The sequence below is a fragment of the Pyxidicoccus sp. M15 genome (genome assembly GCF_056858435.1).
This window is the reverse complement of the sequence record NZ_CM166495.1, coordinates 4,234,651-4,259,657: the sequence shown is the minus strand read 5'-3', so window position 1 is coordinate 4,259,657 and position 25,007 is coordinate 4,234,651. Positions and strand designations below refer to the sequence as shown.

General features: G+C 64.2%; 17 protein-coding genes and 3 pseudogenes. 8 read left to right on the top strand and 12 right to left on the bottom strand.

Features of this window, described 5'->3' with window-relative positions:
• The first annotated feature begins 134 nt into the window (after positions 1-134).
• On the top strand, positions 135-2,438 hold the full coding sequence (locus ACX9TP_RS16060) for a vanadium-dependent haloperoxidase (protein ID WP_482980597.1): 2,304 nt from the start codon (positions 135-137) through the stop codon (positions 2,436-2,438).
• 1,204 nt (positions 2,439-3,642) lie between these two features.
• Here the strand turns inward: ACX9TP_RS16060 and ACX9TP_RS16055 are convergent.
• Positions 3,643-4,959, bottom strand: a complete 1,317-nt coding sequence (locus ACX9TP_RS16055; protein ID WP_482980596.1) for a hypothetical protein — start codon at positions 4,957-4,959, stop codon at positions 3,643-3,645.
• A gap of 186 nt (positions 4,960-5,145) precedes the next feature.
• On the opposite strand from ACX9TP_RS16055, the pseudogene ACX9TP_RS16050 reads away from it, so the two are divergent.
• The 4 genes and pseudogenes from ACX9TP_RS16050 to ACX9TP_RS16035 all read left to right on the top strand — a co-directional run.
• A pseudogene (locus ACX9TP_RS16050) lies at positions 5,146-5,601 on the top strand (AAA family ATPase); the annotation flags it as partial.
• 309 nt (positions 5,602-5,910) lie between these two features.
• Positions 5,911-9,276, top strand: a complete 3,366-nt coding sequence (locus ACX9TP_RS16045; RefSeq protein ID WP_482982182.1) for an SIR2 family protein — start codon at positions 5,911-5,913, stop codon at positions 9,274-9,276.
• 234 nt (positions 9,277-9,510) lie between these two features.
• A pseudogene (locus tag ACX9TP_RS16040) lies at positions 9,511-10,752 on the top strand (IS3 family transposase).
• Between the two features lie 48 nt (positions 10,753-10,800).
• Positions 10,801-10,992: pseudogene (locus ACX9TP_RS16035) on the top strand (ISAzo13-like element transposase-related protein); the annotation flags it as partial.
• An 835-nt stretch (positions 10,993-11,827) separates the two neighbouring features.
• Here the strand turns inward: ACX9TP_RS16035 and ACX9TP_RS16030 are convergent.
• The 7 genes from ACX9TP_RS16030 to ACX9TP_RS16000 form a co-directional block, all read right to left on the bottom strand.
• Complete coding sequence (locus tag ACX9TP_RS16030; RefSeq protein WP_482980595.1) at positions 11,828-12,418, bottom strand: hypothetical protein; 591 nt, start codon at positions 12,416-12,418, stop codon at positions 11,828-11,830.
• A 656-nt stretch (positions 12,419-13,074) separates the two neighbouring features.
• A complete protein-coding gene (tnpC, locus tag ACX9TP_RS16025; protein WP_482980594.1) occupies positions 13,075-14,034 on the bottom strand; it encodes an IS66 family transposase in 960 nt (319 codons plus the stop codon).
• A gap of 52 nt (positions 14,035-14,086) precedes the next feature.
• Positions 14,087-15,340, bottom strand: a complete 1,254-nt coding sequence (ltrA, locus tag ACX9TP_RS16020) for a group II intron reverse transcriptase/maturase (RefSeq protein WP_482980593.1) — start codon at positions 15,338-15,340, stop codon at positions 14,087-14,089.
• Positions 15,341-15,871: 531 nt separating this feature from the next.
• The gene (locus tag ACX9TP_RS16015; protein ID WP_482980592.1) at positions 15,872-16,165 is read right to left on the bottom strand and encodes a hypothetical protein; all 294 of its coding nucleotides are present in this window, start codon (positions 16,163-16,165) and stop codon (positions 15,872-15,874) included.
• A gap of 7 nt (positions 16,166-16,172) precedes the next feature.
• A complete protein-coding gene (locus tag ACX9TP_RS16010) occupies positions 16,173-16,463 on the bottom strand; it encodes a hypothetical protein (RefSeq protein ID WP_482980591.1) in 291 nt (96 codons plus the stop codon).
• A 16-nt stretch (positions 16,464-16,479) separates the two neighbouring features.
• Positions 16,480-16,860, bottom strand: a complete 381-nt coding sequence (gene tnpB / locus ACX9TP_RS16005; RefSeq protein WP_482980590.1) for an IS66 family insertion sequence element accessory protein TnpB — start codon at positions 16,858-16,860, stop codon at positions 16,480-16,482.
• Entirely contained in the window at positions 16,854-17,258 is a 405-nt protein-coding gene (locus ACX9TP_RS16000) for a transposase (protein ID WP_482980589.1), read from the bottom strand. The genes tnpB and ACX9TP_RS16000 overlap by 7 nt, the downstream gene beginning before the upstream one ends.
• Positions 17,259-17,932: 674 nt before the next feature.
• Between ACX9TP_RS16000 and ACX9TP_RS15995 the strand changes: the two genes are divergently transcribed.
• The 3 genes from ACX9TP_RS15995 to ACX9TP_RS15985 all read left to right on the top strand — a co-directional run bounded on the left by ACX9TP_RS15995 (position 17,933) and on the right by ACX9TP_RS15985 (position 18,861).
• Complete coding sequence (locus tag ACX9TP_RS15995; protein WP_482980588.1) at positions 17,933-18,313, top strand: Hint domain-containing protein; 381 nt, start codon at positions 17,933-17,935, stop codon at positions 18,311-18,313.
• 11 nt (positions 18,314-18,324) lie between these two features.
• Complete coding sequence (locus ACX9TP_RS15990; RefSeq protein ID WP_482980587.1) at positions 18,325-18,474, top strand: hypothetical protein; 150 nt, start codon at positions 18,325-18,327, stop codon at positions 18,472-18,474.
• 78 nt (positions 18,475-18,552) lie between these two features.
• Entirely contained in the window at positions 18,553-18,861 is a 309-nt protein-coding gene (locus ACX9TP_RS15985) for a hypothetical protein (protein WP_482980586.1), read from the top strand.
• A 61-nt stretch (positions 18,862-18,922) separates the two neighbouring features.
• On the opposite strand, the gene ACX9TP_RS15980 is transcribed toward ACX9TP_RS15985, so the two are convergent.
• The 4 genes from ACX9TP_RS15980 to ACX9TP_RS15965 all read right to left on the bottom strand — a co-directional run bounded on the left by ACX9TP_RS15980 (position 18,923) and on the right by ACX9TP_RS15965 (position 24,966).
• The gene (locus tag ACX9TP_RS15980) at positions 18,923-19,810 is read right to left on the bottom strand and encodes a DUF2726 domain-containing protein (RefSeq protein ID WP_482980585.1); all 888 of its coding nucleotides are present in this window, start codon (positions 19,808-19,810) and stop codon (positions 18,923-18,925) included.
• A 106-nt stretch (positions 19,811-19,916) separates the two neighbouring features.
• A complete protein-coding gene (locus ACX9TP_RS15975) occupies positions 19,917-20,405 on the bottom strand; it encodes a hypothetical protein (protein ID WP_482982377.1) in 489 nt (162 codons plus the stop codon).
• Complete coding sequence (locus tag ACX9TP_RS15970) at positions 20,374-21,009, bottom strand: transposase zinc-binding domain-containing protein (RefSeq protein ID WP_482982181.1); 636 nt, start codon at positions 21,007-21,009, stop codon at positions 20,374-20,376. The genes ACX9TP_RS15975 and ACX9TP_RS15970 overlap by 32 nt, the downstream gene beginning before the upstream one ends.
• 540 nt (positions 21,010-21,549) lie before the next feature.
• Positions 21,550-24,966: a CHAT domain-containing tetratricopeptide repeat protein gene (locus ACX9TP_RS15965; RefSeq protein ID WP_482980584.1), complete on the bottom strand. Its 3,417-nt coding sequence runs from the start codon at positions 24,964-24,966 to the stop codon at positions 21,550-21,552.
• Positions 24,967-25,007: the final 41 nt, after the last annotated feature.

Sequence of the window (25,007 nt, the reverse complement as noted above, 5' to 3'; positions counted from 1 at the left end):
CAATTCTAAACACTCAAACAATGTCAGACATGCACTCTAGAAGTCATGGCCACGCGGCAGCCGGGGCTCCGAGACGGCGCGCGTGTGGTCCCCCAGACGTCTCGCTTCACCAACACGGGGGGACGGGAGCAGCCATGGCGACCAAGGCAGCGACATTCAGCGACAATTTCAACGACAACGCCGTCGACTCCGCGAAGTGGAGCACCTACGGCTCGGGCGTGGCGGAGGTGAACCAGCGCGTCGAAATCCGGCCCGAGCCCAACGTCTCGCAAGACTACGAGGGCTACAACTCCGTTGGCGTCCACGACCTGACCAACTCCTCCGCCCAACTGGAGGTCGTCCAGGTGCTGCGGCAGGTGCCCGGCGCGACGGTCTTCTTCGATGCGGGGAGTGACGACGACAATCGCCTCATCATGAGCGTGAGAGAAGGAGCGTTGATCTGCGACCACGCCGTGGGCGGGAACTACTCCACGCTCGCGACCGTTCCGTACGACGCGCGGCGCCACCGTTGGTGGCGCCTGCGCGAGTCCCGGGGAACGGCCTACTGGGAGACGTCACCCGACGGGGACCAGTGGTCCGTCGTGTTCCACGAACCGACCCCGCTGGACCTCTCGGAGGTCCACCTCGGATTCGGGACGGGGCTGGGCCCTCCCATTCCGTCGCCTGGCCTGGCCATCTTCGACTCGTTCAACGCCCCCGCCAGCGGCCTGGCCCGGCGGGTGGAGGAGCGGCGCCTGTCGGCGGAGCAGGTGCGCGAGAAGGCCGCGGAGCTCGCCGCCCGGCGGCCCCACCTGGAGCACTTCAACAACAACGACGAGACGAACTACCCGGACCGGTCCTTCATCGGGAGCTACTCCAAGTCCCTGCGCCACGACGCGGTGGGAGACCCCGAGCCCATCTCCTACGCCTCCCTGCTGCGGGCCCTGCACAGCCGGGACCCGGGGGACTTCGAGGAGGTCATCCTCGCCTCCAGCACCGCGAAGAAGCTCACCAACCCCCAGTCGGGCCTCGCCTTCGAGGTCTCCGGACCGGACGCGCAAGAGGTGACGCAGCCGCCCGCGCCGCGCTTCGACAGCGCGCAGACGGCGGCGGAGATGGGCGAGCTGTACTGGATGGCGCTCGCGCGCGACGTGCCCTTCATCAACTACGCCACCGAGGCGGGCACCAGCGGCAGCATCCTCAACCGGGCCATCAGCTCGCTCAACAGCGAGTTCCCCACCTTCGGCGGCACAGCGCCCGTCACGGCCCAGAACCTCTTCCGCGGCATCTACGTGGGCGAGCAGGTGGGGCCGTACGTGTCGCAGTTCCTGCTCAAGGGCAACATCGACCCGCGCCAGCCGGATGGGCAGGGCCGCGACGCCGCCGAGGGCTTCGTCGCGTTCGGCACGCGCGTCATCGACCAGCGGCAGCGCACGGTGAAGGGCTTCCCGGAGCTGGGCGCGGCGGCCGACTACCTGACGTCCCACGCCACCTGGCTGGCCGTGCAGAACGGGCGGGACGACCGGGGGCTGGACCAGTTCGACCTGACGCAGCGGCGCTTCATCCGCAACCTGCGCGACGGCGCCAACTTCGTCCACTTCGACCAGGTGGTGGACGTGTGGTGGAACACGGCCTACTACCTGTTCAGCGAGCCGCGCGGGAATCAGAGCATGGGCAACGCCACGGGCACCGGCCGCCCGCTGGTGGACCTGGAGTTCTCCAAGAACGCGGGCAACCCGTATGACCCGCCCGGCACGGCGGGCGACTCGCGCACGCAGGTGGGCTTCACCACCTTCGGCACGGTGCACCTGCTCCAGGCGCTCCTGGAGGTATCGGGCCGCGCCGGGCGCGCGGTGTGGTGGCAGAAGTGGGGCGTGCACCGCCGGCTGCGGCCGGAGGAGTACGGCGGGCGCGTGGACAACCAGCTCAACAACCGGCGCACCTACCCGCTGCACACGTCCATCACCACGTCCCTGTCCACCGGCGGGCTGGCGCCGTACTTCCCGGAGCGCTACGGCTCGTATCTGCTGCCGCAGGCCTACCCGGAGGGCTGCCCCACGCACCCGGCCTACGGCGCGGGGCATGCCACCATCTCCGGCGCATGCGCCACGCTCCTCAAGGCCTTCTTCGACGAGAGCGCGCTCCTCGAGGCCCCGGTGGTACCCAGCGCGGACGGCCTGACGCTGGTGGCCTACACGGGCACCGGCGCCTCGCAACTCACGGTGGGCGGCGAGCTGAACAAGCTGGCGGGCAACATCGCCCTCTTCCGCAACGCGGCCGGCGTGCACTGGCGCAGTGACTACACGGAGTCACTGCTGCTGGGCGAGTCGGTGGCCATCGGCCTGCTCCAGGAGATGAGCCTCACCTTCAACGAGGACGACGCCTTCTTCCAGCTCACCCGGTTCGACGGCACGCGCATCCGCATCCACGACGGCGTCATCCGTCCGGTCCTCGACTGACGAAGGGAAGGACGCCCTGGGAGCCTCGGCCCACCGCCCGGCCCGGCAGGACGGGCGGTGCGGCCCCCGGGGTGGACGGACTGGCCCCGCGCCCATGGGGCTGGAGGCCCCCATCGTCCTCGACAGCTACGTCATGCAGCACGCCTGCCGCTGGGTGGACGCCATGGACGCGCTGAGCCGCGATAAACAAAACCCCGTGGCACCTTGCGGCGCCACGGGGTTCCTTGCTGCTTGGAGGCAGCGGGAATCGAAGCCGCACTAGCAGATTTGGTCCCTACTCGGGCCACAGGCTGCCCGCCCGGTTTCCCCTCTGAAAGAGGGGTGTGGTCTTCCGTCCAGGTGAGTCCAGGGCCGTCCATTGGATTTGGTTCTTTTTTGGTCCCTGCGGGAAACTAAACCAGCCGGAGTGCAGCGCCGGATAGAACCCTGGGCATCGCGCCACCTTCGGGCCGCGGTGCCCGTCCAGCGCGCTGTGGTGGCCAGCATACAAGCCCCGCGCACTCCAAGCCAGGATGCCCGCTTGCACCGATTGCCACCTCGGACCGTGGAGCCTGCCCAGTGAGTGGTGAACGCCACTCGCGCCGAGCACCACCTCGGGGCCGGGGGCCTGCCCGGCGCGCAGCGGCGGCCACGGCGCGTGCCGAGCGCCACCTCGAAACCGTGAAGCCTGCCGGTGCATGGTGGGCTCCACCTGCGCCAAGCACCGACTCGGGCGTATGAAAGCCATCCCCGCCGAGCGTCACCTCGGGGCCGAAGAGATTGCCGGCGTGCATTGGTGGCCTCATGGCGCCGAGCCCCACCAGGGACCGTGGATCCCGTCCGGGGAGTGGTGACGGCCACGGGCCCATGCCGAGCCCCAGCTCAGAACTGTGGAGCTTGCCTGAAGCGGGGTAGACGCTACCGGCGCCGCGCATCGGCACGAGTACCGGGAGGGCCATCCGGACGGGTACCGGCGAACTCGCGCTGCGCCAGCCCGCTCGCTTCGAACTCCTCAGCGACCCGCAGCCACTCCGGCTTCTCGACTTTCTTCGGCATCCGTCGAGGGATGACCGGAACCGCTCAGCTCGGCAATGCCCAAAGCACGGCGTCCGCCGTACGGATACGAGCCACCCACCCCACGGGTGGCCCCGTGCCCCTGGCGATGGCCTGGCCCCATGAGCCTGGAGACCGACACAAACCTCACGAGATTCCACACGCTTTGGGATTATCTCCTACGAACCGGTGGCGGAATTGGTTGCTGCCCCTGTCTCCCAAAAACCAATTTCTGAGTCTGATATAAAAGCTCGGCGACATCCTGAGCCGCAAGAAACAGTTCGAGGCATTTATGAGCGAAGTCAACCAGGAAAACACTTCGTCTATTCGCTTCGTCTTTGAGCCCACCCGTGTAGTAAATCACCCGCTGCTCGACACCCTCGTACTTGTGAAAACCATGGGCGATGCCACTGCAAAGTAACTCATCCCAATAGTTATGCAAAAGACGGTCGAAGACTTCTGAACCGTCCAGATATTGTGCGCGCGCATCTAGCGGCTTGTCTTCATATTGAGAAAGAGTCTGGACATCTTCTCTGCGCGGAGCCATCTGGGACCAGCCTCCGCGATTGCGCACGTTGTTCCAACCGACAATGAGCGTGAGCGATTCAGAAATAATCTCATGGGAGCACAGAAACAACTGCTTAAGATCCTCGAAAGAAGTTGTAGTAACTCCCTTCTGCTCAAGCAAGTTGGGGTCTCTGCTCTGATAATAACGCAGGCCAAACACAGGAATTAAGAATTTAAAACGCTCCACGAACAACTCAGTAAGACAAAGGAGCTTCTCCTCAAGCCGCTGAAGGTAACCCCTCCGAGCCAGCATCTCACCAAAATCCATGAGATCTGCAATTTGGGCTGCCGAAAATTTCTTGATTGCCTTGAATATCAGCTTGGTTATCTCATCAAAGCGCTCGGGATTTCGAATCGGGTCAATAAAGAGCAGATTCAAGCGATGCACAGCCATGAGCGATTGCAATTCATTGTTTATGGACAATTGATTGGGTGCGAGGAACTCCAAGCGCGCCTGCATGGTCAAAATTTCCCGCGCAAGTTGAGGAAGCGCTCTACTGATCCATAGCTGATTTATGCGCTGAATCTGCGGCCAAGACGTCTGAACGATGTGAGAAAACCGCTGTATGTTTCTGCCAAACTCCTCATATCCCTTGTCGCCCATCACAGCGAATGCCTTTATAAATGGACTAAAGTCGAGAGGTGGCGCCCTTCTGTCTAACTTCTGGAGTTTCTCGGTCAGAAATTCCGGCGAGGCCTCGATGTAGAAGTCGCCTGATTCATCATCCACCAGCTTGGCATTTCGATAGTCCACCCAAAAATTGGGCTTGCCTTGGCTGACGAAAGCTGTAGCAGAGATCAAGACGCCGCAGGATCCGCAAGGCACGCGGATCGGATGCTGCTCTAGATAGCCAATTTGGATGCGGATCAATGTTGTGGCTGCACAAGACTCACACTGCACAATTTGTCGGAAGACTGCCATGGCGCTGAGGACTGGCTCGGGTATTGGTTGAGATGATTCTGCCGAAAATAGGGAACTCTAGTACGCAGGAACGCGGAACTCCAAGCCCCTTTGGAGGTCTAGTAGGCAGGCACAGAGGTGCAGCCCTGCTTCCTACCTCAATTGCCTAGGGTCACATTCCTCATAGCTGTAGAATACTGGGCCGCTATGCCGAAGGATATCATCGACTTCCAACTAGAGCGTGGGCGCCACGAACAACTGTTAGGGAGGCGGGATGCGCTGACCACCCTGGATTCGTTCCTGCTAAGCGGAGAATCGGCACGTGGGTGGGTCCTGGTCAAAGGAGGGCCTGGGAGAGGTAAAAGTGCGCTGCTCTCGAGTTGGTTGGGGGCTCAGGAGCGAGCAGGACAGAAAGTTCCGCACCATTTCCTCCGCCGGGGCGTGGAGGACTGGGACCGTCCCGAGGTGGTAGTACGCAACTTAGCGGCACAGGTGGAGGCACTCTATCCCCTGCATGCCGATTTGGAGGGGAAACCCGAGTCGCGGTTGCGAGAGGTGCTGCAGCGGGTATCTACCGCAGTCCTAGTGCCGCAGAGGAAGCAACTCTTGCTGGTAGTCGATGGACTCGACGAGTTGGATGCGAGCGGTCCAAACCCACTGCCGCGCTTCCTACCGCATGCACTGCCTCCAGGGGTGAAGGTCCTGTGCTCTTCTCGCCCTATGTACCCGCACCTGAGTTGGCTAGAGGCTCGGGATAACGTGCGTACCCTCGATCTAGATGGGCAACGATGGGCGGCTTCTAACGAGGAAGTGGTGCGCGAGTACTGGGCGCACGTGGCGCCCAAATTCACACCATCGCTTGAGCCAACCTTAATGGCCCAAGCAATAAAGAATGCACAGGGAAATGTACTTCACGCGGTGAAACTGGCGGAGTGGCTGTTGGAGCAGCCCGCCGAGGAACGGCGGGCGGCGATGCTGCCCAGCGGCCTGGATGCCTTCCTTGAGGATGCTTGGCAACGCATCCAAGAGCAACCCATGGAAGTCCGGGGGATAGTGCTTGAGGGATTGGAGTTGGTGGCGGTAGCCCGCGAGGCACTTCCTTTATCGGTCCTGGCCGATGTCGCAGAGTGGAAGGGTATAAGTGCTAGGGAACAGTTCCTACGCGTGGCGCGGCCGTTCCTACTGGAGGAGTCAGGCCACTGGGGCGGGGAGAAGGCGTGGCGCCTCTTCCACAATGCATTCCATGATTTCATCCTATCGAAGTTAGGAGAGCATGGGGAATTGCAGCAGCACCGCCGGTTGGCGGAGAATCTCTGCAAATGGCCGGTGGATGCGCCTATCAGTGGTTTCCGTAAAAATTATACTTTACGCCATGGCGTGACACACTGGTTGAAGGCACAGGAATGGCAACATGTGCGTAAGCTCTGCATGGATCTAAGTTTCTTGGAGGCAAAGTGCCAGGAGATTGGCATTTTCGCCGTCGAGGAAGACTTGCAGCATGCAGTGAATGGTGTCGGAGAACTCTACAAGACGGCACTGCGGGATCTACACCAAGCTGTTCGAGCAGAATCTCACTGGTTAAGCGAGGACGCAGCGGCCTTCCCGCGATTAATTTACAATCGACTACTCTCCCAAGGGTGGAAAGCTGCACGGATTGCAGAGATGCTGCATTTTCCCGGCGGCTTGCCTGCACTCCGTCTGCGACATCCCGTGAGACTAAGGCGCGGGGAGGTTCGGACACTCAGAGGGCATGATGGGCCGGTCAATGGCTGCACGGTGACACCCAGTGGGTGGGTGGTGTCGGCTTCGGACGACAAGACGCTTCGGGTGTGGGAGTTGGAAACGGGGAAGGAACTGGCACGGATGGAAGGCCATGAAGGTTGGGTGCGAAGCTGCGCAGTAACACCGGATGGGTGGGTGGTGTCGGCTTCGGATGACAAGACGCTTCGGGTGTGGGAGTTGGAAACGGGGAGGGAACTGGCGCGGATGGAAGGCCATAAGGGCCCAGTCTGGGGATGCTCGGTGACACCGGATGGACGGTTGGTGTCGGCTTCATTCGACGAGATGCTCAGGGTGTGGGAACTAAAGACGGGAATCGAACTGGCGCGGTTGAAGGGCCATAAAGGGCCAGTCAATGGCTGCGCGGTGACGGTGGATGGGCGGTTGGTGTCAGCTTCGTCCGACGGGACGCTTCGGGTGTGGGAGTTGGAAACAGGGAAGGAACTGGCGCGGCTGGAGGGCCATGAAGGGCCAGTCAATGGCTGCGCGGTGACTGTGGATGGGCGGTTGGTGTCAGCTTCGTCCGACGGGACACTGAGGGTGTGGGAGTTGGAAACAGGGAAGGAGCTGGCGCGGCTGGAGGGCCATGAAGGGCCGGTCAATGGCTGCGCGGTGACAGCAGATGGCTGGGTCTTGTCGGCCTCGAACGATAAGACTCTTAGGGTATGGGAGCTGGCTACAGGGAGAGAACTAGCGCAGTTGGAAGGCCATGAAGGCCCAGTCAAGAGCTGTGCTGTGACGAAAGATGGATGGGTGGTATCGGCATCGGACGATAAAACACTAAGAGTATGGGAGTTGGAGACGGCTAGACAGTCAGCTCGGCGACAAGACCATAAAGGCTCGGTGTGGGGATGCACAGCAACACCAGATGGGCGGCTATTGTCGGCCTCTTCCGACAAGACGTTGAAGGTATGGGAGTTGAGGACGAAAAAGGAGTTGTCGCGGCTAGAAGGCCATGATGGATGGGTGAGGGGCTGCGCAGTAACAGCGAATGGGCGAATAGTGTCGGCCGCTTCCGACAGGACACTTCGGGTCTGGGATTTGGAGACAGGGACGGAACTGATGCGGCTGGAGGGTCATGACGGGCCGGTTAATGACTGTGCAGTAACGGCACGTGGGCAGGTGGTGTCGGCCTCTTCCGATAGGACACTTCGGGTCTGGGATTTGGAGACAGGGAAGGAACTGCTGCGGCTGGAAGGCCATGACGGGCCAGTGTGGGACTGTGCAGTAACGGCACGTGGGCAGGTGGTGTCGGCCTCTTCCGATAGGACACTTCGGGTCTGGGATTTGGAGACAGGGAAGGAAGTAGCGCGACTGGAGGGCCATGACGGGCCAGTGTTGGGCTGCGCAATGACTGCGGACGGGCGATTGGTGTCGGCCTCATCTGACAAAACTCTGAAAATTTGGGAGCTAACAACAGGCAAGGAACTCGCTCGACTAGAAGGCCATAGAGGATCAGTATGGGATTGCGCGATGACGGCAGATGGAATGGTGATGTCAGCCTCAGACGACAAGACGCTGGGCGTGTGGGATATCGCTTCTGGTCAGCGCATTCATACATTTCATGGGATGAGTGGATTTCGTTCAGTAGCCGTCACTAGGGATACCGTTTGCGCAGGAGATACCCTAGGAAACATCTGGATGATGGAAATAGAACCGGCACGACTCAACCAAGAGCGCAGCCCCAAAGAAAAGCTCGAATCAGGAACTACCGTGAGCGTCAAGATCCCAGCACCCGTTCTCGAAGCATATCGTTCTAATAAACTAGCCCTCTTCGTCGGCTCCGGTCTATCTCTCGGTAAAGACGTTCAAGGCGACTTCCCCACCTGGGGGGCACTCCCTGAACGACTGCTCGATGCTTGCAAGCGCTATGACTCGCTCGATGAAGAAACCATCCGGTTGAAGCACGCGCTATTCAGGAACCGTATGCGGCTCGAATCCATGCTCTCCGAACTGGGGACGCTCCGCACTAGCCTGGGTCGAGATTATCAAAATGCCCTCAATCATATTTTCCGTCCCCCCGATGCGGCTCCGGGCAAAGCACAACATGCCGTGATACAACTCGGCGTCCGCGCCATACTTACGACCAATTACGACCAACTTCTTGAACTGGCTCCAGAAACGCCCCGCAGACAGCCGTATACTTGGAAAGATTCTGATAAGGCGCTCGCCGACCTACGTGCTGGCCGTAAGATCCTACTCAAAGTCCATGGGACGGCGGAACATCACGATACCGTAGTTATGTCGGAAGTTGAGTACCGCGAGGCTCACTCCAACTCGGGTTATCAAGCCGTTCTACGGCATCTACTCCAAGAACATCTTTTTTTGTTTGTAGGCTACGGAATGAATGATCCGCTTGATCTGGATTTGGCGCTCAAAAGCAACGTTGAATCATTCGGAATCACCACGCAGCGCCACTACATTTTGCTAAGAGATGCGGCGGCTAACGACCGTGACCGCATTGAACGTGAATACAATATCCGAGTTATTGACTACAGCCATCATGAGCAAGTTCCCGAGTTCATAGAGAGCCTCGCTGCGGCGAAGGCAATCCCGTGATTGCTTTTGAGTCCCGAGCCGCAATAGCCAAGAGGCCCAGGCCCCTACCTCATGGGAGGGCGGCCGGGGCAGACGTGTGCCCAAAGGGGGATTGCAAGGCTTCTCCATCGTCCTTGCGCACAGCTTGGGCGGCACCCGTTAGGAGTCGCGCAGGAATAAAGTTTCAGTTTGCGGGTGCTCCTCCGCCCCAGGATTTCTTGAGACACCTCTCTGGGGATAGCTTCCCCTCGTGAGGTGGATGTGAAGAAGCAGCAGAAGCAGGACAGGACGGCGGAGCGCGGTCGGTTTTCGGCGAAGCGCAAGAAGGAGGCCGTGCTCCGATTGCTCAAGGGCGAGGAACTCGACGCGCTCTCGCGGGAACTGGGCGTTACCGCGGCGGTGCTGAGCGCGTGGCGGGAGAAGTTCCTGGCGGGGGCCGAGGCCAACCTTAAGAGCCGGGAGCCCGAGCCGGCAGACGACGAGGTGCTGCGGCTCAAGGCCATGGTGGGCGAGCTGATGATGAAGAACGAGCTGCTGGCGGAGAAGGCCCAGCTGCTGGAGGGCCACGCGCCGGGTTTTCCCTGGAGGAAGTCGAGAGGATGAGCGCCACTCTCTCGCCTTCCAGCGGTAAGCCGTACGGCCTGGCGCTCGTGACGGCCACATGGCACGTGCCGCGTGCGACGGTGTACCGGCACCGTGCTCGCCGTCAGGCCGAGGTCCCTCCGCCAGCCCGGCGTGGCCCCAAAGACGGCGTTGACGGACGAGGCGCTCCTGGAGGCCATTCGTGGCGTGCTGGCCACTTCGCCCTTCCTGGGCGAGGGGCACCGCAAGGTGTCGGCGCGGTTGCGCGCCCAGGACGTGCGCACCTCGAAGGCCCGCTGCCTGCGGCTGATGCGCCAGGCGGGGCTGCTGGCACCCGGCCGTGCCCGCCGGGTGCTGGGGCCGCTCAACCATGACGGCACCATTACCACCGACACGCCCGACGTCATGTGGAGCACCGATGCCACCTGCACGGTGACGACGCTGGAGGGCCAGGCCACCGTCTTCATCGCCGTCGACCACGCCACCTCCGAGTGTGTCGGCATCCACGCGGCCAAGGTGGGGAATCGTTTCGAGGCCCTCGAGCCCATTCGCCAGGGCGTCAAGGCTTGCTTCGGTGCGTACGGCCGGGGCGTGGCGACGGGGCTGACCATCCGCCACGACAACGGCAGTCAGTACACTTCCGATGCCTTCCAGCACGAGCTGCGCTTTCTCGGTGCCCAGTCCAGGCCCTCCTTCGTCCGCAGTCCCGAGGGCAACGGCTGTGCCGAGCGCTTCATTCGCACCCTCAAGGAGCAACTATTCTGGGTGCGCACCTTCTCCACCGTGGAGGAACTGCAGCGGGCCCTGCTGGACTGGGCCCACCGCTACAACGAGCACTGGCTGCTGGAGCGTCACGACTTCCTCTCGCCGAGTCAGGCCCGGCGAGAGCTGATGCTGTCGAGGCAAGCGGCCTGATTACGACCAACCTGGTGTCTCAACAATCCGGTGCGGTACAGCGCACAGCACCCGGACAAGGACGCGCAATTTGGCCACATCGCCGAAGAGGTGCAGCGTTTCCAGTCGCGGTGCCAGCCGGTCATTTCTGTGGACACCAAGAAGAAGGAACTGGTGGGCCTCTTCCGGCAAGGCGGAAGGGAGTGGGGGCGGAAGAAGAAGCCCAGGGAGGTTGGCGTCTACGACTTCCCTGACGAAGCGGATGCGTGTTCCGGGGCGCGGCGGGCCACAGCCAGGACCCATCGGATCGGGCATCCCCGAGCGCCACCTTGGGGCGTGGCGCCTCCGCCGAGTCCAGCGGCGGCCAAGGACTATGCCGAGCACCACCTCGGGGCTGAGGAGCCCTCCCCGTGCGTGGTGGCTGCCAGCGCCCGCGCCGAGCACCACCCTGGGGCCGTGGTGCCCACCCCCTGCGTGGTCGCTGCCAGCGCCCGTTTCGAGCACCACCTCGGAGCCCGTGGTGCCCTCCCGGCGCGTGGTGGCTGCCAGTGCCCATTCCGAGCACCACTTCGAAGCCGGGGTGCCGTCCGGTGCGTGGTGGCCGCTAGTGGAGTGTCCACGAAGTTGTTGGACATAGTCCGGAGCGACGTCGGTCACGCGTTCGCACAGGCCCCTGAGTAACGTGGGCGGAAGAACACGGGCCCACGAACTTGGGGAATGCAGATCTCGGGCCCCTCGTCTCGGCGCGGGTCTCCGGTCTCCGACGGATCCTCCCGCACCGGCTGTCCCGCTCTCTCTCGTCACACGGATCCTTGAGGCGACACCGATTCAAGCTGACCCTCACCGCGCGCTCAGGGCGAACCAGTCTCGTTGTCTGACAGGTTTGTGCGAGGTGCCGCCCTTCGGCGCGCGCTGGGCAAACTGGTCTGGTTGTATGACAGGCTGGGACCGACCACCGCCGATAGGGGCTGTTGGCCGGCCCCGCACCAGCATCCTTGCCGCTCAGACGAATGGAGGAGAAAGGGCCAGCGTTGGGGCCGGCTCCAGCAAGCCCGCTGCCTCCACGACTCTGCCCAAGAGCTTGTCCGGCACTCCACTACTTTGTTGTTCGACGAACGATCCGAGGGTGGATGGCGCCCAAGCCTACCTTAGGGGAAGGGGCATGCTGAATGGTCGCAAGCACGTCCTTGTAGATGCAGAGGCAATCTTCGAGTTCACGTGGCCGCAAGACTTGGAAAGGGGCTGGTAATTCCGAGGGATGCAGGGTCTTGCGACCGAGACCAAGGTTCAGTGCCTTGGCTCCCTCCGTCACTCCGGCATGGAGGTAGACCAGTTCCGGCTCCAGACCGAGATGGGCGCCGATGCGGGTCGCGATGTCGTAGACGGCCACATCCCCAACCCCGTGGATGGGCCCGATCAGCCCTGCGATCCGGTCGTGCAGCTCCGCGAAAGAACGGCATCGTGTCAGATCGGCTGCTGTGCTCTGCAGACTCTTCTCAGCTTGAGCGAGCGCCTCGCCAGGGATTCGGCGCTGGTGATCACGGCGCTTCCCATCTAGGCGTATCGAGAGCGCTGCGAACCTGATGGTCGTTCTCAGATCTGGGCAGCGCTCTGTCCGATGCTTGTCCTGGAAGAACGCGAACTCCTCCTCGGCACGAGGACGCTCCTCCTGGAGGTAGGAATCCACCACGTCTTGATACGAGGTGAAGATTCGGTCTGGCGGAGAGGCGCAGGTGTTGCCTGGAGCGTTACAGCCTCGGTGCTTCCTAGACCTGGATCTGCTCATCTCTCCGCCTCCGATGCCGCACCATACCCGGCGGCACCAGAGGGAAGTTGGGACAATTGGAGTGTCCACGAAGTTATTGGACATGGTCACTGAGAGGCCGACACCCAGCGGTCGGCTCAGCGAGATGGCAGCAGTTCATAACTATGTCTACGCACTTCGTAGACAGTCCACTAGCGTCCGTGCCGAGCACTCCCTTGGGGTCGTTACGCCTGCCCGCGCTGCGCGTCACCTCGGGGCGGTGGTGCATGCTCACGCCGAACGCCCCCCGGAGCCGTGGCGGACGTCCGCACCTCGCACTTGCGCGGCCCGAGGTTTCGCCCGCGCTGCGCGCCTCGGGGCCATGGCGCCTGCCGGTGAGCAATGGCCGCCAGCGCCCGTGCCGAGCACCAGCTCGGCGCGTTGGCGTCTGCCCGGTGCAGTGGCGGCCATCCGTGCCGAGCACCACCTCGGAACCGTGGTGCCCTCCCGGTGCGTGGTGGCCAGCCTCCGGTAACTCTTCGCCGTGCCCCGTCCCGGTGCAGGCCTGACCTGGCCGAGGAGTCCGGCGTGCGCGGACGTCAGTCCTGGCGCTCGGGGAGCGTGACGGCTTCTGGGTTCTGAATGGCCGCCAGCGCAGCGCGCCGCAGGTAGTGGCCCGGCTCCTCACCGCGCAGGCGTGCCGTTTCGATGAGCGAGTAGAAGAGCGCGGCCACCTCGGTGCCTCGCTTCGACTTGCTGCCGTAGTGGTTTTTCCTGCCCATCACCATGTCGCGCATCTGCCGCTCGACGTGGTTGTTGTCGATGGGGACCACGGGGTTGTCCAGGAAGACGGTCAGCCCGTCCCACAGCTTCAGCATGTACTCAAGGGCCTTGCGGAACGCGCTGCCCGGGGCCGCTCGCTGCGTCAGGGCCCACTGGCGGATGCGCTCCACCACGGGCGCCGAGTGCTGCTGCCGCGCCGCGCGTCGCTGAGCGAGCACGGCGGGGCGCTCCTCTTCACAGAGGGCGTACCACTCCGGCAGGTCCGCCTCGACGACATACAGCTGGCTGATGAACTCCAGCACCTGCTCGCACGCGGGCGCGAACTGCGCCGCCTCGAAGAATTTGCGGCGCACGTGCGCCCAGCAGAAGGCCAGCGTCGCGGGGACGGGCCCGTCCGCGCCGGACTTCGTCGCCGTCTGGTACGCCGCGTACCCGTCCACCAGGACGACACCCGCGTACTCGCCCAGCACCGTCTTGGCTGTCGCCGCGGAGCGACTGGGGAGGATTCGGTGGAAGACGGTGTCCGGCGAGGCAACCGTCCACGCGTACCATTTGGTGCCCGGGCCCTTTTCCAATAGCAGCCAGTACGTCTCGTCCGCGTGGATGACGGGCGAGGTGAAGACTTCGGCCAGCAACGCCTCGTAGGACTTCTGCAGGTGGCCGGCCAGCGCGTCGAGCTGGTCCCAGAGCGTCTGGGCTTCCACCACCAAGCCCTCGCGCAGGTACAACCGCTGCTGGCGAGCCAGCGGCAGGTGAGTGGCCCGGGGGAATCTCACCCCCGGGCTCTCCCAGAACCGTACGTGAGCCTCTCGACTCATACGGCTCCAATCATCCAGTCGTTGCGGCCTTCGGAAGCAGGTGCCAGTGTGCGAAGAGTTGAGGGTCGCGGCGAACCACTTCCCCCAGCCATGTGAACGCCCTTCTTGGATGCCCACGCAGCCTCTTGTACTTTCGCATCGCCCACTTGACGAGCGCCCGGTCGAGGGGCCCGAACACCGGGTACAGAGCCGAGCGGCAGTAGCTCCCGTAGTAGTGAATCCACCCCCTCAGCTCGGGGTTGAACATCTTCGCCAGGTCGTTCAGACCCTTGTCTGTTCGACGGCGTATCCGCCAATTCCTCCGCATTGTCGCTCGGATGCTCTTCGCCGCCTTCCCGCTGATTGCCGGGCTGAAGCTGACGAAGTACTCACCCTGACGATTGCGTGCTCGACGAGGACGGAACGTGTAGCCAAGGAAATCAAAGCTTTCCTCTGCTTCACCTCCCTGCCGGTTGGAGTCCTTGCAGTACACGAGCTTCGTCTTCTGCGGATGGACCTCCAACCGGCATCGGGTGAGCCGCTCCTTCACGGCTCTCAGCACGGCTTGCGCCTGCTGCCTCGTCTTGCAGTGCACGACCACATCATCTGCATACCTTTCAAACGGCACCCGGGGGAACAACTGCTCCATCCATGTGTCGAACGCAAGGTGCAGGAAAATGTTGGCGAGGAGGGGGCTGATGACACCCCCTTGCGGCGTGCCTGCTGTCCTCTTCTCCTGGACGCCGCTCTCTACCTGAACGGGAGCCTTGAGCCACCGCTCGATGTAGAGCAACACCCAGCGAGACGAGGTGTACTTGCGTACCGCGCGCATGACGAGTTCATGGTCGAGCGAGTCGAAGAACGCCCGGATATCGAGATCGAGCACCCAGTCGTACTTCCAGCACCTCTCTCTCGCCCGGCCTACTGCCTGTGCTGCCGACTTCGCCGGGCGATAGCCGTAGGAGTCCGGATGGAAGTGCGGCTCCACCTGAGGCTCCAAGGCCCTCTTAACGACCATCTGGGCAATCCGATCCGTCACCGTGGGGATACCCAGATTCCTCGTCCCTCCATCTCGCTTCGGAATCGCCACCCTGAGTACGGGCGGCGGGAAGTACGTCCCTGACGACATTCGATTCCAGAGTCGGTAAAGGTTGTTCTTGAGGTCCTTCTCGAACTCCTCGACCGTCTGGCCATCTACCCCAGGAGCCCCTCCGTTGGCCTTGACCCGAAGGTAGGCTTCCCAGACGAGCTTCTTCGGGATGCTGAACGACTTCGCTACGCCCATAGGCTCCTCCCCTGTCGGGTTGACCTGTGACCGCAGCCGGATGACGTGGCCCCTTCGCTCCACACGCTTTCGCGCGCTTCTCCGCTACTACGAGCCACTCCGTCCCTCGACGCCGCTTCGGTACTCTGACTCTCATGGGGGCTACCCACTTGAGCTGCTCCCTTTGCATCGGTGTTCGAGGTTCCCACGTTCCGCACAGCAACCTGGACCAGACTCACGCCGCCTTCCAACCGGACGCCACCCAAGCGGTCAGCACGCATCCCCTGGGCTCCACTCCCGGACCAATCACCCTGCCCGGTTTCGACGTCATCGAAGTACATTTCGGTCCATCTTCAGCGGTTCACTCTCGTTCGTCTTCCTGGTCCCCACCTAACGCGTTTCAACGCGCCTTTTGCCTCGACGCTCACCACCCAGGCTTTTGACCAAGGCAGCTCGAGGTGGTTTGGAGCCTGACCGTGCAGCCCGGCTCCGAGGGGCCCACCCTCATTTGCTGTGCAGCTGGCATCATCAGGTGGCCATCGCGGCCCCCTTTCAGCGCCTTCGTGGCGCACAATGAAAGCCGTACTTCATGAGGGCCACGTAGACGGCGAACTCCAGCGAGTAGCGGCCGCCAGGAATGAGTCGCGGTGCAGAAGGGGCCGTCACCGGCGTGCAGCCATGGTGGCAGCGGTACTTCTGCCGGCGCACACGCCGCAGCACGAAGCTTCGCTCGACGACGGTGATTTCCTCGCAGTCCTCCGTCTGCCCCTCCCACGCGTGCAGGCCCCTGCCGCACTCGCCGCAGACTTTCTCCGCCTCGGCCAGCGGCAGCAGCACTTCCTGCACTTTCAGCTCAGGCTGGGCCGTGGGGCCATGGCCGCGCTGCGGCTTCGCGCGCGGAGGCTTCACTGGCTTCTCCCCGCGCTTCTCGCTGGAGGCGCCGAAGAGGCGCTTGTGCAGCCAGCTGCTCCTTGAGTCCCTCGAGCTCCAACTGGAGCCGCACCTGGGCATCCTCGCCCTTGAGCCAAGCATTCTCCGCGACGAGCGCTTCGAGGCGCTGGTGCAACCGGGCGTTCTCCGCCTCCAGCAGCGAGGCCACCTGCTTCGCCGTCTCCAAGTCTCGCAGTTGCTCGACGCGCGTCATGACTACCTGGCAGGTGCTACAAACCCCCGCCTACCGCAAGGATTTTCTCATCCACCGCTGGCGGCGACAGCTTCCACCGCCCCGCCAGCTCGCAGCCCTCCAGGAAGAGGGACAGCTCGCTCACCGTCAGCTCCACCGCCTGCGCGCCCTCCTCGCACCAAGGCCTGGCGAAGCGCCCCCGGAAGAGTCTCTTGGTGAGAAGCACCAGTCCCGTGCCGTCGAAGTGCAGCACCTTGGCCCGGCGCCGGCACCGGCCGACGAAGAGGAAGACGTCACCCTTGAGCAGCTGCCGTCCCAGTTGCTGCTCAACGAGGGCGCCCAGCCCATCGAAGCCCTTGCGCATGTCCACCGGGGTCGCGTACGCGAAGACGCGCACCGCGCGCGTCGGCGTCAACACGCCAGCTTCTCCAACAGCTGCGCGGCGCTCTCCACGCTGAGGCCTTCGACGCGCCATCCGCTCGGCGACACCAGCGCTACCGGCTGCACTCGGGCCTCCTGGGCCGCGGCGGGACGCACGCCCACGCGCACCGGCACCAGCGCCGCACCCTTCTCGGCGGCCTTCGGATGGCGGTGCCCCGCGGGGCGTCCCTTGCGCCACTCGTAGAGCGTCGGCCCGGACACGCCCAGCTTCTTCGCCGCGTCCGTCACCGTCCCGCCCGCCTCCACGGCGTGCTCGGCGTAGCGCACCGCGAAGGCGCGCAGCGCCTCGGGGAACGGCAGCGAGCCGCTGCGCCGTCCGGCCTTCAGTCGCTGCGCCTCCTGCCGGAACTGCTCCAACTCCTTCTCCAACTCCACAGCTCACCTCCTCGGGTGTGGCCAGTGGAATTCTCACAAGAAGCTGGCGCCCGTCGCGACGGGGCACGGCGAAGACTTACCAAGGGTCTTGGCGTACGTGAAGGGGGCCCCCGGGGTGCGGGCGATTCTGGAGCCCCTGGGCTTGCCCACGGCATGTGCGAGGTGGGCCCCGGCACGAGGGCCACCCCAGGCCGTGGGGTGTTGAGGCTCAAGACAGCCAACAGGCCGGCGGCTCCTGCCACGCACCTGATGGGAGCGCGGCCTGGGCGGGCGTGTGCCCCAAGGGGGCTCAAGCGGCTTGTCCACCGGCGGGGAGCATCGCTCGGGCGGCCCCGTCAGCGGCCCTCCTCAGCCCCTCTGCACCCTCCCTCCCCCACAACAGGGCCCCCATCCCTCTTATGCGCCAACGTCAACGAAGTCGCGACGAACGTTCAGTTTGTCTACGGCGACAGGTTCAATCGGCTTTACGACAACCAAAACAGCCTGCGATTCCTGTACCTGTTGGTTTCGCTGCACAACGCGCACGACGCTAGTGCTGAACGCTGGTTCTATCCCGTCGGTTCATACAACTCCGACATGCAGCGCCTTGCCAGCGGCCCCGGGGGGCTCCGAGCGGGGGCAGTACGGGCGGCGACGAAGACATCGGCACATGTGTTGCCCCGTGGGAATCGGTCATGCTGCACGATGGGGCCGAGCTGCCCGCCGAAATGGTGCGTCCGGGAATGCGTGTGCTCACGATGCACGAGCACGGAAGCGAGGGCGGGGCATTCGAGGTCACGCACGTCGCCCGGCATCAGGCCGCGCGCTTCAAGCTCGTCACCGAAGACGGGCGGGTGCTCGTCGTCACTCCCGATCACCGCTGGCGCACCCGGGAACGCGGTTGGGTTCGCACCGACCGGCTGAATCGCGGCGAAACACTCGACGGCTTCGCGCCCGGCAAGGTGTCGCGCGTCGTGCCGCACGACTTCGGCGACGTGGTGAAGCTGACCGTTCGTTTCGCGAAGACCTTCGTCGTGAAGGGGCTACTCGCCCACAACCTCAAACCTCGTGAATAGGAGTTCCCTAGATGCCACTTACAACCGACCAAATTCACGACCTGAACGCCGTCGAGGCGAAGAAGCGCGAGCTGCGCGTCAAGCTCGCGAAGATTCGCGGCGAGCTTGCCGCTTCGGCTGCCGCGTCGAAGTTCTTCGCACGCATCAATCAGGACACGTAGATCCAGCGCGAGCAGGCCGAAGCCGAGCTTCGCGAGCTGGAAGAGAGCGGCGCGATCGGCATTCTCGACGGCTGGGGAATGTTCACGCCGACCGACCGCGCCGCGAAGAGCGAACGCAAGGCGGGAGCAACGAGGGGGTATGAGTGGCTGCTGCTGAACCCGACCGGCGATCCGCAGGGATTCTCTGACGCTGTGAATTCGGGGATGCAAGAACATGCGACTGCGGCAGGACGCGCGCAGCCGTTGCAGCGCACGGCGCAGCTCGTGCCGCTCTGGATCGGGTTCGCCTTTGCGGCCAAGAAGATCCCTAGCGCCGACTGGCAGTCATTCCGAGGGCTGCTGCTCGCGGCTGTCGACCTCAGCTCGGCCTTGGAAAGCATGGATTAAAATTCAGCCCATATGAAATTGTCTCTTGGGCCAATGCGGAATCATCAGACACCTGTCTGGCTCATTCGTCTCTCGAGAGATTTCGGAAGGTGATTGACGGGTGGAGGCCATTTCCCTCATGAAAATGCCATTTTTCCCCCCAGTCGTGCTCGCGCATCTTTGCGATGACTACAGATGGAGGCAGTGGGGTCCGCTCACCCTTTAGGTACTGTGCTATTTGCTTTTCAAGATCCACGAGCGCCAAGGCGTCTGAGACTTCGTGTTCAGGAATTGGGAGAAGGCTTCCTGCCAGACAGCCGCCGAGCCCGAGGATGGTTCCTTCGCGAACAAATGCGAGCGCGAAGCTAACAACACCTCCAGCAGAATAGCTTGAGTTTGTTACATGAAGGATGGCTGGGAATCGCGGGATTTGACCTGCACGCACAAGCACCCAGAGCTTGGCTATTATCTTGCTGGTTGGATCCAGTGGAAAGGTCAGTCCTTCGCCCGTAAATTCAATCGCGTCCGTAGGAAAGCAAATCTCATCCTCCGGAATGATCCCGTTTGCATATGCGTCTTCAAGAGCTTCTGCATAGGGAATGAGCGTGGCTAGCCACGTTAGAACGCTGGAGAAGCCCTCTAGTTTGACCTCGACAGCTTTCGGGCCGACACGAATCAGGGGCATGCCTAATTTGGCGCAAATGGAGTTTTTTAACTGGTCTCGCCTGCGTGCCTCTTCGTTTGCATGGGAGAGCCCGTCCGCCTCAACCGCGAACAATATGCGGCCATCCTGACGGGCGATGACAAAGTCAAAGCTGGCTTGGAGAGCGTAGGTGTATTCGCCCTTGCTCAGTCCAGAGTTCTTGATGTCGAGGGCTTGAGAGAGCCCCATTTTTGGATGGATAGTGAAGTTGTCCTTCGTCGACCAGCTTGTTAGCTGTTGATAGCTAGACTCCTCCAGTCGATTCACCAGAATCTTTTGTCTTCGGTCCATCTTCGGAACGTTAGAGCGTCTTTGCTCCGTTGTCAGCGCCCCCTGGACCTGAACGGCACCTGCTCCAGTGCCCCGCTAGGTACTACGGGCTGCGCCACCCTAGAACCTTGACCGTCGTGAGCACGTAGGAGTCACCACCCGTCCCCGGGCGCACGGCTTCGACGACGAGCTTCGGGGGCTCGCTCACGGGAAACCAGACCTGAGCGGAAGGGATGCCAACGCGGTCGCAAAGGGGTTCATTGACGCTCAGCTCGCGCCAGCTTGTCGACTCAGGTGTGCGGAAGCGAATTGCGCCGGGTGGCTCGTAGTCGTGCCGGCAAGCGCGAACCTCTACGTAGACCTCCCGGACACCCGAGGGGATCGCGACCTGGCTTTGCAGGTCGAAGGTCCAAGTCGCCGAGTAGCGCGGATCGGTCGACACGAAGCGCTGCGCCTGATTGTCGGGTGCGTTGATGACGGTGCCACCTTGACCCGCGTCGGGCCTGCCGGCGTCCGGGGCTCCCGCGGCAGGTGCTGGGGTTGGTTCCGGCTCGTCGTCGCTACAGCTCCAGACAGTGAGCGCGGCGAGCAACGCGGCTGTTCGTAGTGGCTCCCTCAAGCAGGTGCGGAGGAGGCGAGCGCGGGGATTGAGGCAGCGGCCAGGAAGGAGCGGATGAAGGAGAGGACACCGCGAGTGGACTTACGCCGAGTTGCTCAGGAGGACGTTCGACTTCGACGTGTTCGCCTGCGTGAGGTGTGGAGGCAGGCTCAAGGGTCTTGGCGTACGTGAAGGGGGCCCCCGGGGTGCGGGCGATTCTGGAGCACCTGGGCTTGCCCACGGCATGTGCGAGGTGGGCCCCGGCACGAGGGCCACCCCAGGCCGTGTGGTGTTGAGGCTCAAGACAGCCAACAGGCCGGCGGCTCCTGCCACGCACCTGATGGGAGCGCGGCCTGGGCGGGCGTGTGCCCCAAGGGGGCTCAAGCGGCCTGTCCACCGGCGGGGAGCATCGCTCGGGCGGCCCCGTCAGCGGCCCCCTCCTCAGCCCCTCTGCACCCTCCCTCCCCCTCAACAGGGCCCCCATCCCTCTTATGCGCTTCGCGTTGCAGGAGGGGCACACCCCTCGCCCCTTGCACGAGAAGGCGACGAGCAGTTCGTCCTTACAACTCTCGCAGCGCACCCGCGCGAATCCGTGCACCAGCACGCCGCACTCCAGGTACCTGGCGAAGTCCCGCTCCACGTACCGGGGCAGGCCGCGCCCCACGTCGCTCGCCTCCGCCAGCAGCGTGGCAAGGTTCTCCCTCACCGCCTCGTGCAGCACCGTCCCCGCCGGCTGCCTCCGCCGGTACGCCCACCCCCGCTCCTCCACCTGCCCCTCCCCAGCTCCACCTCGCCAGGGCACACGCTACTGTCAGCCTCCCACGGGCTTCTCGTGAGCCCTGCGAGACTGGGGAGCTCGGGCCGCTCGCGTCCGTGAGCGGGTTGCCCCTGGTGGGCCGCATGTGCCCCCAGTGTGCCCCTCCAGCGGGGCTGAGAACGGGACACGACGGGGCGAGACGGGATGGGGCGGCATGACGAACCGATGTGAGATCAAGGCGATAGCGGGTAACAGCGCGTCCTGCTTGAGGTTTCCTATCGCCCTGCCCACGGGTTCGATTCCCGCCGGGGACGAGGCGCGGGCCTCAAGGCTTCGTCGTGGGCGCGATTCCCTCGGCGGCCCATTCAATGGCGGCTGCGACTATCGGCGGGCGCCCAGCTGGCGCAACGGAGCGTCCTGGCCCAGCGCGATGAAGGGCGCCCAGTCGTGGGGATGCGGCCGGGTGGCCCGTAGCCAGAGCATGGCCTCGCGCAGAGCGGTGGCTCGGCCCTGCCCCGCGAGCAGGTTGCGGTAGTAGGCCTCCATCAACTGCCGGGTGGTGTCGTCGTTCACCTTCCATAGACTCATCACGACTGTCTCCGCCCCCGCCACGAGGAAGGCCCGCCGAAGCCCATACACGCCCTGGCCCAGCTCCACGTCGCCCCGCCCCGTGTCGCACGCGGACAGCACCACCAATTGCGTGCCCCACAGGTTGAGCCCCGCCAACTCCAGCGCCGTCACCAGCGCGCCGTCAGCCGCAGGTGCGCCGGAACTGCTGCTGACGGGCGCCAGAACAGGTGCCTCGGCGAGGACGAGGCCGGAGCGCAACAGCGGGTCCGGAGGGCTCGGGGCCGCGGGGTCCTCACCCAGCGCCCCGAAGTGGACCACGGCGCGAGAAGCCGGGGGCCCAGGCGCGTCCTCCAGGAAGAAGCCATGGGTGGCCAGGTGGAGGATGGCCGGGGGAGGCAGGTGCAGCAGCCGCGCCTTGGTGGCCTCCGCACCCAGGAAGAGCTCGGCCCATGGCAGCAGGCGTTTGATGCTCTCGGCCTCCTGGCGCGTGCCGGGCAAGGGCGTTGGAGCCCACGCGCGTGACGCCAGGTCCGCTCGCAGCGAGGAGGAGATGCGTCCCTCAGGACCGAAGCGCGTGGCCGCCGCGGAGGGGGGCTCCTTCGAGGAAGAGAGCGCGCTGAAGTCCGGGTCGGCGAGGACGACCACGGAGCCAGGGGCGTCGCTCTCGCGGAGACGCGGCAGCAGACTCCTTCCCGAGGGGACGTAGGTGAAGTCGAAGGCGTCCACGAGGAACTGGTGGCCATCGTGCAACGCGGCGAAGGGCACGAGGGCGAGCTGTCCGTCGGGAGAGAGAAAGAGGCGGCGGGTGGTGCCCAGCAGCGGCAGCAGGGGTTGGAAGGCGAGCTGATAGAGCGCCTGGGCGGAGTCCTGGAAGTCGGCGTCACGGTTGGCCAGCGCGTCTCGAAGGCGCGAGGCAGCACGGTCGATGGGCTCGGCGGGGCCCAGGTCCCGGAAGCGGATGGTGGCGTCCGGGAAGAGCACCAGCGCTAGGTAGCGCAGCTGGCCGGGGCGTTGGGGCTCGGGTGCGCCGGGCTCGAGCACCAGCGGGCGGTCCGCGTAGGTGAGGAGCTCGACGTGGGCGCCGTCCTTGGGGAGGGAGACAGCGACACGGTCGACAATCTCCTCGGGAGCCGGCTGGGCGGCCAACGCACGCAGCGGTGCGGAGCGCTGGGCCAGGTCGGCTTCGAGGGCGGCGCTCTGTTCGGAGAGTGATTCGAGGCGCTGTTGGTAGACGGGCAGAGGCAGCGAGCCTGGACCTTGGAGTGACAGCTGCGCCAACCGGGTGCGCAGCCCCCGCAGCCTTTCGAAGGTGTCTCTATCCTGCTCGCCCAGGCCCCGGTAGACGGTGCGGGAGATGGCGGCGCTTTCCTCGACGGAGCGGCCCTTGAGGAGAAGCGCGGCGCCGAGAACCAGGCGCTGCACGCGGACGTCGTCGGGATGAGCGCGCAACAGCGCGTAGAGCCGCTCCTCGTCGGTGCGCAGCAGCTGGAGAAAGCTGGTCAGTCGCGGCTCCGAGAAGACCAGCGCCTCCTGGCGCAGGCGCTGCTCGGCCAGGGCAAAGGCGCGGCTGAACAGCGGCAGGGCGTCGGCGAGGCGATTCCGGGACAAACGGACCACGGCGAGGTGGTTGAGCGTCGCGGCGATACCGGGAGGACTCTTGCCGTAGGTCGATTCCAGAATGGCGAGCGCACGCTCGTGGAGTGGCTGTGCTTGTCCATACAACCCCTGGGCCGAGTAGAGGCCACCCAGGTGGTTGAGCGACTCGGCGACCTCGGGATGGTTCTTGCCGAGGGCCCCTTCTCGAACGGCCAGCGCACGCAGGTGGAGCGGCGCTGCCCGGCCGTACAACCCCTGGGCCTGGTAGACGTTGGCGAGACCGGTGAGTGGCCTGGCGAGGGAGGGATGGCTCTTGCCAAGGGCGGCTTCCAGATTCTCCAGCGCGCGTGCGTAGAGCGGCTCGGCCTGGCCGTACAACCCCTGGAGCTCGTAGATGTTGCCGAGACGGCCGAGCACCCAGCCGACGTAGAAATGCCCCTTGCCGCAGGTGGCTTCCACGACGGACAGCGCGCGCTCATAGAGTGGCTTCGCCTGGCCATACAATCCCTGGACCACGTAGAGGTGCCCCAGCCGGGCGAGCGACAAGCTGACGGAGGGATGGTTCCCGCCGAGGGTCGCTTCCTGAATGGACAGTGCACGCCGCAGGAGCGGCTCGGCCCGGCCGTACAACCCCTCACCCTGGAGTGTATCGGCAAGGTCGCAGAGCAACTCGGCGACGAGGGGGTGGTTCTCGCCGAGGGCCGCTTCCCGAATGGCCAGTGCGCGCATCAGGAGCGACTCGGCACGCGCGTACAGTCCCCGGTCCACGTAGATATTGGCGAGACTGATGAGCGCCTCGGCGACATCGGGAGGGTTGTTTCCGAGGGCGGCTTCCCCCACGGCCATCGCACGCGCGTAGAGCGGCTCGGCTCGAGCGTACAACCCCTGGTTCTGGTAGAGGGCGCCAACCCAGTAGAGCGATCTGGCGACGAGGGGATGGCTCCTGCCAAGTGCCGCTTCCTGGATGGCCAGTGCGCGTGAGTACAGCGGCTCGGCCCGGCCGTACAAGCCCCGATGGTGGTAGAGCCAGGCGAGGTCATAGAGCGTCTGAGCGACCTCCGGATGATGCCTGCCGAGGGTTGCTTCTCTTATCGCAAGCGCGCGCTGCAGGAGCGGCTCGGCACGCCCATGGAGCTCCTGGGCGAGGTGGAGGGCCGCGAGTCCTCCGAGCGACTCAGCGACGAGGGGGTGGCTCTTGCCGAAGGAGGCTTCCCGAATCGCGAGCGCACGCGTGAAGAGCGGCTCGGCGCGAGCAAACAACTTCTGGGCCCTGTAGAGGACTGCGAGCGTGTTGAGCGTTTGCGCGACCTCGGGGTGGTTCTCGCCGAGCGCCGTTTCCCGAATGGCCAGCGCGCGCTGGAGCAGCGGCTCGGCTCGGGCGGCGTTGCCCCGAAGCAGGTGATGCGACCCGAGCCAGTCCAGCTCCCCCGCGACGTCCGGATGGGTGCTCCCCTGCAGGGCCTCCCGCAGCGCCAGAGCACGTTCGCCCCGCTCGATGGCCTCCGCGTACCTGCCCTCCTCCCAGAACGCGCTCGCCTCATCGGCGGCCGTCTGCGCTTCCCTCAGTCGCGAGTCCGCTGGCTCCTCCCCGTCCGCCACTCCCGCCGCGCAGCACAGGAGCACCGCCAGCATCCACCCGTGAACCGGCCTCATGTCCCCCCCATATGCCCGAT